Below are 10,088 nucleotides of genomic sequence, written 5' to 3' on the forward strand. Positions count from 1 at the left end.
GTTCTCGCCCAGTCGATCGTTCGCGAGGGCATGAAGTCCGTGGCCGCCGGCATGAACCCGATGGACCTGAAGCGCGGCATCGACATTGCCGTCACCAAGGTCGTCGAGGATCTCAAGAAGCGCTCGAAGCCCGTCGCGGGATCGAATGAAATCGGCCAGGTCGGCAGCATCGCCGCCAATGGCGACACCATCGTCGGCGAGAAGATCGCCGAAGCGATGGAGAAGGTCGGCAAGGAAGGCGTGATCACGGTCGAGGAAGCCAAGGGCCTCGAGTTCGAGCTCGACGTCGTCGAAGGCATGCAGTTCGACCGCGGTTTTCTCAGCCCCTATTTCATCACCAATGCCGAAAAGATGCAGGTCGAGCTGTCCGACCCCTACATCCTGCTCCACGAGAAGAAGCTGTCGAACCTGCAGGCGATGCTCCCCATCCTCGAAGCCGTCGCGCAGTCGGGCCGCCCGCTCCTGATCATCGCCGAGGACATTGAGGGCGAGGCGCTCGCCACACTCGTCGTCAACAAGCTTCGCGGCGGCCTCAAGGTCGCGGCGGTGAAGGCGCCGGGCTTCGGCGATCGCCGCAAGGCGATGCTCGAGGACATGGCGATCCTCACCGGCGGCCAGGTCATCACAGAGGATCTCGGCATCAAGCTCGAGACGGTGACGCTCGGCATGCTCGGCACGGCCAAGCGCGTCACCATCGACAAGGACAAGACCACGGTCGTCGACGGCGCGGGCACGTCGGACGCCATCAAGGCGCGCGTCGATGCGATCCGCGGCCAGATCGAGCGGTCGGACAGCGAGTATGACATGGAGAAGCTGCAGGAGCGCCTTGCCAAGCTCGCCGGCGGGGTCGCGATCATCAAGGTCGGCGGCTCGTCGGAGCTGGAGGTGAAGGAGCGCAAGGACCGCGTCGACGATGCGCTCAGCGCCACCCGCGCCGCCGTCGAGGAGGGGATCGTCCCCGGCGGCGGCACCGCGCTTCTCTATGCTTCGAGGGCTCTGGCTGGCCTGGCGGGTGCCAATGACGAGCAGACGCGGGGCATCGACATCGTCCGCAAGGCGCTTCAGGCGCCGCTCCGCCAGATCGCCGAGAATGCCGGCTTCGACGGCGCGGTGGTCGCGGGCAAGCTGTTGGATCAGGAGAGCGGCACCTTCGGGTTCAATGCGCAGACGGATGTCTACGAGGATCTCGTTGCCGCCGGCGTCGTAGATCCGACGAAGGTCGTTCGCTCCGCGCTGCAGGATGCAGCCTCGGTCGCCGGCCTCCTCATCACTACCGAGGCGGCCGTTGCCGATCTGCAGGAGGATGAGCCGGACGGCTCCGCCACATCCGGCGGAGCGGGCGGGATGAATTTCTGAGGAATTGGCAGTGAGCGACAAGATGACCATCGTCGGGGACGCGGACGCAGCTCCGGCCCCCGAAGCGCCTGGTGTTCCTTCCAGCCTCCTCCTCCACAAATTCGTGAAGGCGGACAGCTGGCGGGGCGCGCTCACTCCCGATGCCACCGGCGGGAATCTGCCGCAGCACGGATCCGCGTGGATCTACGCGAAGGAGGTCGTGGTTTCTCCGGCCGACCGCCGCGTCGGCGCCACGTCCCTCCAGATCGCGAACGGCGTTTCCGAGCGCGGTTATTTCCTGTTCCCGATCAGCGACGACGCCTGACGGTTCTCCCAGCGGCCACAAGCCCCTCTTCACGCCGCCGCTCACCGTCCGCTGCCATCTACGGCCCGACATTCACCGGCCTCTGCGGGTCAGCTGGCGATGTCGCACCTTCGGAGTCGCGCGCCCCTTCCAGGCCCCGGTTGGCTCCACGCCCCCGCCCGCTTAGAACGGAGGGGTAGGTGCCGGCGCGCCGCCCGGAACGCCGCCCAAGGAGGAGAGCCGCGATGCACAAGGGGATCGGTTTCGCGGCGGCGGCGGCTTTGCTCGCGGCCCCCGCCTCGGTGCCGGCCGCGCCCGCGGCGCCCGCGCCTAGATACGACACGATCCTGCGGGGTGGGACGATCGTCGACGGCCGCGGCGGTACGCCGTTTACCGGCGATGTCGCGATCCGGGGGGACCGGATCGTCGCGGTGGCGCCGCATGTCGCCGGGCGGGCGGCGCGGGAGATCGACGTCCGCGGGCTCGCGGTGGCGCCGGGGTTCGTCAACATGCTGAGCTGGGCCGACGAGGCGCTGATCGTCGACGGGCGGAGCGAGAGCGATATTCGCCAGGGCGTCACGCTGGAGGTGATGGGGGAGGGGGACAGCTTCGGCCCATGGACGGCGGAGATGAAGGCCAAGCACCTCGCCCGCCAGGCCGACATCAAATATCCCGTCCAGTGGACCAGCCTCGGCGACTATCTCTCCTTCCTTGAGCGCAAGGGGATCTCGACCAACGTCGCGAGCTTCGTCGGCGCCACGACATTGCGCATCCACGAGCTGGGGGAGGGGGACGTCCAGCCGAATCCGGCGCAGCTGGACCGCATGCGGGCGCTGGTGCGCGAGGCGATGAACGAGGGGGCGATGGGGGTGGGTTCCTCGCTCATCTATGCGCCGGCGACGTTCGCCAAAACCCGGGAGCTGACGGCGCTGGTCGCCGAGGCGGGTAAATGCGGCGGCATGTATATTTCGCACATGCGCGACGAGGGGCCGCGGCTGCTGGAGGCGATCGACGAGCTGACGCAGATCGCCGCGGACGCCCATGCGCCAGCGGAAATCTACCATTACAAACAATCGGGTAGGGACAATTGGGGCAAGCTCGACGCGGCGATCGCGCGGGTCGAGGCGGCGCGGGCGCGGGGCCTTCGCATCACCGCCGACATGTATACTTATGCAGCGAGCTCGACGGGCCTCGACGCCGCGATGCCGACCTGGGTGCAGGCGGGCGGCATCGAGAAATGGGTCGAGCGGCTTCAGGACCCGGCGATCCGCGCCCGCGTCCTCGCCGAGATGCGCAGCGCCAGTGCTGGCGAGAACACCAAGATCGTCGTGCAGGAGCCGGCCAAGGTGCTCCTCCTCGGCTTCCGCACCGAGAGGCTGAAGGCGCTGACCGGCAAGACGCTGGCCGAGGTCGCCAAGGCGCGGGGGAAGACGCCGGAGGAGATTGCGATGGACCTGGTGGTGGAGGACGGGACCAGGATCCAGGTCGCCTATTTCTCGATGAGCGAGGAGAATGTGCGGCGGGAAGTGGGGCTGAAATGGATGAGTTTCGGCTCCGATGCGTCGAGCCAGGCGCCGGAGGGGGTGTTCCTCAAGTCCAGCACCCACCCCCGCGCCTATGGCAATTTCGCCCGGCTGCTCGGGAAATATGTGCGTGAAGACAGGGTGTTGAGCCTGCAGGAGGCGGTGCGCAAGCTGGCCGCGCTGCCGGCGGAAAACCTTGGCCTGAAGGAGCGGGGGACGCTGGCGCCGGGGAAGCTGGCCGACGTGGTGGTCTTCGACCCGGCGGCGATCCGCGACACCGCCACCTTCGAGAAGCCGCAAAGCTATGCAGTGGGGATGCGGCACGTGTTCGTGAACGGGGTCCAGGTGCTGCGGGACGGTGACCATAATGGCGCGACACCGGGCCGTTTCGTGCGGGGACCCGGCTGGAACCGGTGCCGAACACGGTAAAACCGCCGTTGCAACCGGCGCGCGACCGGAACATTGACCGTGGATCACCGTCATTTTCCCGGGAAAACGCCATGAAAGCACCGGCCGCGCTCGCCTCCCTCCTGTTTCTCGCCGCCGCGGCCCCGGTCCGCCCGGACGATCCGCGCTCCTTGGCGCCGATCGATCCGGTGCGGATGTCGACGATCACCAAGACCCTGGCGTCGGACGCGTTCGAGGGGCGCGGGCCGGGGACGCCGGGCGAGACGAAGACGATCCAGTATCTCGCCGAGCAATTCCGCCTGCTCGGGCTCGAGCCGGGCGGGCCGGACGGGAGCTGGACCCAGACCGTGCCGCTGATCCGCACCCAGTTGGACAAGGCGGGTACCGCCGCCTTCGCGACGGGAGGCCAGAGCATCCCGCTACGCTTCCCGAAGGACATCTATTTGAGCAGCGTGCGCGAGACGGACCGGGCGCGGATCGCCGACGCGCCGGTGGTTTTCGTCGGCTACGGGGTCAACGCGCCGGAGCGGGGGTGGGACGACTTCAAGGGCGTCGACTTGAAGGGCAAGATCGCCCTGTTCCTGGTCAACGATCCCGATTTCGAGGCGGCGCCGGGGGACCCGGTGGCGGGCAAGTTCGCCGGCCAGGCGATGACCTATTACGGCCGCTGGACCTACAAGTTCGAGGAGGCGGCGCGGCGCGGGGCCGTCGGCGCGCTCATCGTCCACGAGAGCGCCGGGGCCGGCTATGGCTGGGCGACGGTGCAGGCGCCGGGCGGCGAGAATTACAACATCGTGCTGGGCGAGGGGGCGCAGCAGCCGGTGCTGCTCCAGGGCTGGATCCAGAGGCCGGTGGCCGAGGATTTGTTCCGCCGCGCCGGCATCGATTTCGAGGCGGTGAAGCGCCAGGCCCGCACCGCCGCCTTCCGCCCGATCGACCTCCACACCAGTTTCTCGGCCGATTTCGGGGTGCAGACCAAGCGGGTGGAGAGCCACAACGTCATCGCCAAGCTGACCGGCGCCAAGCGGCCCAACGAGACGATCATGTTCTCGGGCCACTGGGACGCCTACGGGATCGGCGCGCCGGACGCGCAGGGCCGCACCATCCGTCCCGGCGCCGCCGACGACGGGCTCGGCCTTGCCGGCGTGCTGGAGATCGCCCGCGCCTTCAAGGCGGGGCCACGGCCCGACCGCACCCTCGTCTTCGCCGCCTGGACCGCGGAGGAGAGGGGCCTGCTCGGCTCCGAATATTTCGCCGCGACGCCGCTCTACAGTCCCGAGAAGATGGTCGCCAATTTGACCCTCGACACGCTGGAGCCGCTCGGCCCGGCGAAGGACGTCATCCTCATCGGCCGCGGCCAGAGCGAGCTCGAGGACATGATGACCCGCCTCGCCGCCGCGCAGGGCCGGTACGTGACGCCGGACTCGCACCCTGAGCGGGGCCTGTTCTACCGCGCCGACCATTTCCCGATGGCCAAGCGCGGCGTGCCGGTGCTGCTGCTGATGGCGCTCGGCGCCGGGCCCGATCTGGTGAAGGGCGGCCGCGCCGCCGGCGACGCCTGGGTCTCGGACTATACCGCCCATTGCTACCACCAGACCTGCGACCAGTGGCGCGCCGACTGGGACCTGCGCGGCGCGGCGCAGGACGTGGCGCTGGCCTATGCGATCGGCCGGGAGCTCGCCTTCAGCCGGAAATGGCCGGCGTGGAAGGGCTCGTCCGAGTTCCGCCCGGTGCGGGAGAAGTCGGCGGCGGCACGGGCGGTGCGCTGAACCGCCATCCCGCGGAGGCCAGGCGGAGCGGCACAGGAAGCCCGTTCTGTTCCGTGAACAAAATAGAACTTGCGCTTGGCCAAATTTTATGTTCTAATTCTGTTCTGACTTTGACGCGAGTCGCGGCGAGGCGGTGGTCGGCGTGGTGGTCGATGTGGGGGCGACGGGGATGGACGGAGCGGGCGCAGTTGGGTTGGGGGCTGGAGAAAGCCCACGGGAAGAGGAGGCAGTAACGATCGAGTCGCGCCATCGGTGCGGCCGAGTCACGGCTTCTTACAGTATTCGGCCTGTATTGACGGGCCTTCGGGCGGCGTGCTCGACTGCTGGTTCTGCATTCGAACAGGGGCTGTCGATGCGAAGAAAAACCGTGGCCGCCAGGCTGTTCCTGGCGACGTCCTCGTTTGCGTTGGCGACAGCCGCTCTCGCGAGCGAGACGATCACCTACAGCTACGACGCGCTGGGCCGCCTCGTCGCGACCTCGAGCAGCGGCACGGTCAATAACGGGCTGGCCACCACTATAGCTTACGATCCGGCGGGAAATCGCCAGAGCTACGGCGTGAGCGGGGTCACCGGCACGCCCAGCCCGCCGCCGCCGTCACCGCCGCCACCTACTCCGCCACCGCCACCGCCACCACCGCCACCGCCGCCACCACCACCGCCGCCACCACCACCGCCGCCGCCGCCGCCGCCGCCGCCGCCGGGGAACAGCCCTCCGGTCGCCGTCGCCGACAGCTTCACCACGCAGCAGTGTACGGCGGCCACATTCGACGCGTTGCAGAACGATTCGGACCCGGACGGCGACCCGCTGACGCTCACGTCTATTTCCGGACCCGCCATGCAAGTCGGTCTGATGAGCATCCAGAACAACAAGCTGAGCTGGACGCCCACCTACAGCAGCGGCAGCTTCACCGGTACCTATACGGTGAGCGACGGACGTGGAGGCAGCACCACTGGCAGCTTCACCGTGACCATCCTGACGGGAGGCTGCTGATGCGACGTTCTTCAGCCACGAAAGCGCGCGCCTCCAGCGCCGAGTCGACGCGCATCAACGCTCCGGTACGCTCGGGTGGCGGCCTGAGCGAAGCATGCGGGGCGACCGCGCGTCTGCGGGACGGTAAATGGTCGCTGTGGAAAGCGATTGCTGGCCTTGCGGCCTTGGCACCCGCCGCTGCGGCGGCCGATTCGGTGCTGGCGCCGCCGCCGGAGAAGATGATGGTCTCGCCCGGCGGGGTCGACATGCGCTCGGGCCGCTACGCCTACAGCCAGACGGATGTGTCGATCGGCGGCGACTCCGGATTGGCGCTGACGCGGACGATGACGCAGCAGGTGGTCAACCACACCAACCCGTTCGGCAACTTCTCACACAATTTCGACCTGATGCTGACGATCAAGAGCATCAACGTGCAGCAGGGCATCTCCACCGACACTCCGGGGCAGCCCGACACGCAGGCCGAGGTGGCATTCGGCGGCGTGTCGGCGAGCTTCCAGTCGATCAGCACCAACACCGGCTACGACCTCTTCTCGCGCGCCGGCTATGCCCGGCTCACCTACACGGGCGGCACCCGCGAAGCCGCGGCGACCGTCTACACCTTCCAGGCCGCCGACGGCACGACCGCCATATTCCGGCCGATCGGCAGCGGCGACTGCTCGTCGAGCCTGCGCTGCGCCTACGTGTCGCAGCTGACCCGCGCCGACGGAACGGTGCTCAACTTCGAGTATGACCGGCCCGGCGGGACCAACACGACGCGGCTGAGGAGCGTCACCAGCAGCCGCGGCTATGCGATGCTGCTCGAATATAGCGGTGCCTACGTCGTGAAATCCTGCGTCCTCAACCTGGCGGCGGCGACCAAGCCGGCGAGCAACCTCTGCCCCGCGGGGGCGCCGGCGGCGAGCTACACCTTCGGCACGGCCAACAGCCGGACGGTGCTGACCAGCGCCACCGATCCCACCGGCGCCGTCTGGGGTTTCACCTATGGCGCGGGCATGGGGTTCGTGAAGCCCGGCCAGACGACGCCATGGCTGGTCAACCAGACCGGGCCGATGATGGTGAACGATGACGGCCTCACCGCCGACGTGGTGTCGCAGCAGAGCTTCGCCGATGGGCAGAGCTACACCTACAATTACAATTTCGCGCCCGATGTCCCGAACCACGTCTCGGCCCTCGCCGGCGGAACCTACACCGATGCGCAAAACCATGTGACGAGCGTGCTCTACGATTTCCCGATCAAGCCGGGCACCGGTCCCGGCGATCCGTGCCAGACGTCGCCCTGCTCCCCGACCAACGTCAATCCCGACGGCGGCACGACCATCGTCTATCAGATGACCTCGGGGCCGATCTAGATCACCGATCCGCTGGGCCGCACCAGCCACTACGATTATTGCGATCCCAATGCGGCGGCGAACCTGCCGTCCACTTATCACCATCGCTGCATCGTGACGCCGCTGGCGGTGTCGAACACCGAGCCGTCGGGAATCAAGACCTTCTACACCTGGGATTACCTGTCGCGCACCTTGCTTGCCACGCGGCAGGTGGCGGTGGCGATCACGGGGCAGACCATTCCGGCCGACATTACCCGCTCCGCAACCTACAATTGCACGCCGGCGACGATGCGCTTCTGCGAGAAGCCGATCACCGGCACCGACGCGAAGGGCAACGTCACCACCTACAGCTACGACGCGGCCCATGGCGGGGTGCTGACCGAGACGCTTCCCGCGGTGAACGGCGTGGCGGCGCAGAAGCGCTACAATTACGTTCAGCGCACCGCCTGGATCTCGAACGGGGCGGGCGGCTTCGTCGCCGGCGGGCCGCCGATCTGGCTGCTTGCCGACATGCGCCTGTGCAAGGCGGGCGCGGCGTCCGGCACCGGCTGCGCGACCGGGGGAGACGAGGTGATCACCACCTACGATTACGGGCCGGATTCGGGGCCTAACAACCTTCTGCTGCGCGGCGTCGTCGTCGATGCGGGCGGGCTCTCCCTGCGCACATGCTACGGCTACGACGCGGCGGGCAACAAGATCAGCGAGACCAAGCCGCGGGCCGGCCTGGTGAGCTGCTCGTGAGCGGGGCGCGGACGGTGCGGCGGCTTGCAGCCCTGCTGGTTCTGGCGGCGGTGCCGGGTGCGGCGCTGGCCCAGGCTTCGCCTTCGGCCTTCACGACCGGCTACCGCTACGACGCGGCGCACCGGGTGACCGGCACGATCGCGCCCGATCCGGACGGGGCGGGGCCGCTCCATTATCTGGCGGTGCGCAACAGCTACGACGCGGCTGGGCGGCTGGTGCGGGTGGAGAAGGGCGAGCTTGCCGCCTGGCAGAGCGAGGCGGTGGCGCCGCCGGCGTGGAGCGGGTTCACGGTCAAGGAGCGCGTCGAGACGACCTACGATGCGCTCGACCGCAAAGCGGCTGAGAGCGCCGTGGATCCGTCGACGGGGGCGGCGCTGACGCTCACCCAGACCAGCTACGACAATGTCGGCCGGCTGGAGTGCATTGCGGTGCGGATGAACCTAGCCGCGTTCGGCGCCGGAACGCCGGCCTGCCAGCTTGGCGCGCAGGGCAGCGACGGGCCGGACCGGATCACGCGCAACTGGTATAACGAAGCCGGCGAGCTGCTCAGGGTCCAGAAGGCCGTCGGCGTCGCCGGGCTCGAACAGGATTACGTCACGTACCAATATACCGACGACGGCAAGCAGAGGTCGGTGACCGACGCGAACGGCAACCGGGCGGAGCTCATCTATGACGGCCACGATCGGCAGCGTCGCTGGATCTTCCCGGCGGCGAGCGGCGCCAAGGTCGCGAACCAGAACGACTATGAAGAATATGGCTACGACCCGAACGGCAACCGCACGTCGCTGCGGAAGCGCGACGGGGTCACCCTCACCTACAGCTACGACGCCCTGAACCGGGTGACGCAGAAGGCGGTGCCGGCCTCGGCGACGTTGGCGGCCGGCTATACGGTCACTTACGGCTACGACAATCGCAGCCTCCAACTGTCGGCGGCGTTTGCGGGCGGCGGCTCGATCTCGAACAGCTACGACAATGCCGGTCGGCTGCAGGCGGCGGTGACGACGCTGGCGGGCGTGCCGCGGACCATCTCCTACGCCTACGACGCGGACGGCAATACCTACCAGACGTCGACCAGCGCGGGTTATGTGCTGCAGAGCGTCTATGACGGGCTCGACCGGATGACCGCGCTGCGTCAGGCGGACGGCACGACCGTGGCAACCATCACCTACGATGTGGGCGGGCGGCGTTCGGGGACCGGCTATGGGCCGGGCGGCACCTCGAGCGCGGGCTATGGTTATGACCAGGCTGGCCGGCTGCAGGCGCAGACCCACGACCTGCTCAGCAGCGGCGCGGACCAGAGCGTCACGTTCGGCTACAATGCGGCGAGCCAGCTGGTGAGCGAGGCGCGCCTGAACGGCGCCTATGCCGCGAATGCGGCGCAGAACGTCAACTGGTCGTACGGCGTCAACGGGCTCAATCAATATACGGGGGTGGGACCCAACACCTATAGCTACGACCTCAACGGCAACCTGACCGGGGACGGCGTCAGCACCTACGTCTACGACGCCGAGAACCGGCTGGTGACGCGCACGGGCGGAGTCAGCCTCGCCTACGATCCGAACGGGCGGCTGTGGCAGGTCACCGGTTCGTCGGGGACGACGCGCCTCGAATATGACGGCGACAAGCTGGTCGAGGAGTTCAACGGCGCCGGCACCCAGCTACGCGTCTACGCCCACGGCCCCGGGGTCG

General features: G+C 68.2%; 7 protein-coding genes and 1 pseudogene. All 8 read left to right on the top strand.

All coding sequences use genetic code 11. From position 1 onward, the window contains the following. Positions 1-1,356: chaperonin GroEL (gene groL / locus VGC56_RS03000; protein WP_464123207.1), on the top strand; the 1,356-nt coding region annotated here is incomplete at its 5' end. Between the two features lie 10 nt (positions 1,357-1,366). Continuing rightward, on the top strand, positions 1,367-1,660 hold the full coding sequence (locus tag VGC56_RS03005) for a hypothetical protein (RefSeq protein WP_464123209.1): 294 nt from the start codon (positions 1,367-1,369) through the stop codon (positions 1,658-1,660). A gap of 224 nt (positions 1,661-1,884) precedes the next feature. Continuing rightward, positions 1,885-3,591, top strand: coding sequence for an N-acyl-D-amino-acid deacylase family protein (locus VGC56_RS03010; protein ID WP_464123211.1), 1,707 nt, complete (start codon positions 1,885-1,887; stop codon positions 3,589-3,591). A 71-nt stretch (positions 3,592-3,662) separates the two neighbouring features. Beyond that, positions 3,663-5,339, top strand: coding sequence for a M28 family metallopeptidase (locus VGC56_RS03015; protein ID WP_464123214.1), 1,677 nt, complete (start codon positions 3,663-3,665; stop codon positions 5,337-5,339). A 352-nt stretch (positions 5,340-5,691) separates the two neighbouring features. Continuing rightward, complete coding sequence (locus VGC56_RS03020; protein WP_464123215.1) at positions 5,692-6,330, top strand: Ig-like domain-containing protein; 639 nt, start codon at positions 5,692-5,694, stop codon at positions 6,328-6,330. Next, entirely contained in the window at positions 6,330-7,679 is a 1,350-nt protein-coding gene (locus VGC56_RS03025; protein ID WP_464123217.1) for a hypothetical protein, read from the top strand. The genes VGC56_RS03020 and VGC56_RS03025 overlap by 1 nt, the downstream gene beginning before the upstream one ends. 93 nt (positions 7,680-7,772) lie before the next feature. Beyond that, the gene (locus tag VGC56_RS03030) at positions 7,773-8,399 is read left to right on the top strand and encodes a hypothetical protein (RefSeq protein WP_464123219.1); all 627 of its coding nucleotides are present in this window, start codon (positions 7,773-7,775) and stop codon (positions 8,397-8,399) included. A 14-nt stretch (positions 8,400-8,413) separates the two neighbouring features. Continuing rightward, positions 8,414-10,088 (top strand): annotated as a pseudogene (locus VGC56_RS03035) (hypothetical protein); the annotation flags it as partial.

The sequence above is a fragment of the Allosphingosinicella sp. genome, assembly GCF_036403745.1.
GTDB lineage: Bacteria > Pseudomonadota > Alphaproteobacteria > Sphingomonadales > Sphingomonadaceae > Allosphingosinicella.

What these genes read in the sequence shown, in the direction of transcription:
- VGC56_RS03010 (WP_464123211.1), top strand. Translation starts at nt 1,885, where the DNA reads ATGCACAAGGGGATCGGTTTCGCGGCGGCGGCGGCTTTGCTCGCGGCC.
- VGC56_RS03015 (WP_464123214.1), top strand. Translation starts at nt 3,663, where the DNA reads ATGAAAGCACCGGCCGCGCTCGCCTCCCTCCTGTTTCTCGCCGCCGCG.
- VGC56_RS03020 (WP_464123215.1), top strand. Translation starts at nt 5,692, where the DNA reads ATGCGAAGAAAAACCGTGGCCGCCAGGCTGTTCCTGGCGACGTCCTCG.
- VGC56_RS03025 (WP_464123217.1), top strand. Translation starts at nt 6,330, where the DNA reads ATGCGACGTTCTTCAGCCACGAAAGCGCGCGCCTCCAGCGCCGAGTCG.